The sequence below is a fragment of the Endozoicomonas sp. ONNA1 genome, from assembly GCF_024606325.1.
GTDB lineage: Bacteria > Pseudomonadota > Gammaproteobacteria > Pseudomonadales > Endozoicomonadaceae > Endozoicomonas_A.
In genome coordinates, this window is the sequence record NZ_JAHHPN010000265.1 from 1 (window position 1) to 1,058 (window position 1,058).

Here is a 1,058-nt window from a genome sequence, read left to right on the forward strand (position 1 = left end):
ATCGGACTCTGATCGTCTCATATCCTCCAAAATAGTCTCGATTTCGATGGCAATAGACAAGGAAGGCTGTTTGGCGGGTATACCCAGCGATTCCAGTGAGATAAGCTGGTTATCACCGGCAATGGCAGACTGAAACTTTTTGACCACTTCTTCCGGAGTAGAAGCCAGAAAGGCCGCCTTTTCGCGGATCAGAAAGTTGTCTGTTCCTGGTTCAGCAATGTAAATAACAGGTTTTCTTTTATAGTATGCCATTGTTCCAATAGAGGATTTATGAACCATAACAGCAACAGATATTTTTGTGAGAACAACGGTTGAATTGCGATTCTTTTCCATTAACCGGACATTCCCGGCACCTCTTTCCTTAATCCAGCGTCGCTCGACCTCACCATCGGTCTTAGGGTGATGGGTGACCAGAAAGGTCACGGACGGTAGCTTTCGGGTGGCTTCAATAAAGACTCTGAAATACTCTTCATACGTGTCGTCATAGCCACCGGCGAATACCACAACAGACTCATTGGGACCAAGGTTTAGTTCAAGGCGGAGAGATTGGTTATCTGTTTGTCGGTAAATATCATCCCAGGCCTCAAGCGCCGGTTGCCCGGATATCATGTAGAGGGGATTGGGGCAAAATACAAGATCGTTGAAGCTTTCTGCGGTTGCAGCACTGGGAATATGGAATTCATCGAGGGTTTGAATTGTTTTCAGAAATGCCTGTACATATTCCTTTTTGGTAATGGGATCAAAATTATCATAGAAAGCCAGAGTGAAGCTGCCATGTTGCTTCATATGATTGAGAATCTGGGCCTGTGCAGCACTGGCCATTCCGGAATAGACGATCTTAGGTTTAATACGTTGCGATAACTCAATAAGAGCGCTTCGGGGCCAGAGTGTTTCCCGGTTGTTCCGGAGCTGGTCTGGATCAGGTACAGGCACAGTGAGGTTCAGCGGGTGATTTCTGAAGATTTCTTCGGCCCTGCCAAGCGATAAAATACGGTAGTTAATACCCCGACATAGTTCGAGACCTGAAATGCGAGTGATCATCAACAAAAAAAGATAGG

At 46.0% G+C, this 1,058-nt stretch carries 1 protein-coding gene; it reads right to left on the reverse strand.

The genetic code is table 11. The annotated features are described in order from the left end of the window. A partial coding sequence (locus KDK19_RS06195; protein WP_257291572.1) for a hypothetical protein occupies positions 1-1,058 on the reverse strand: 1,058 nt, incomplete at both ends.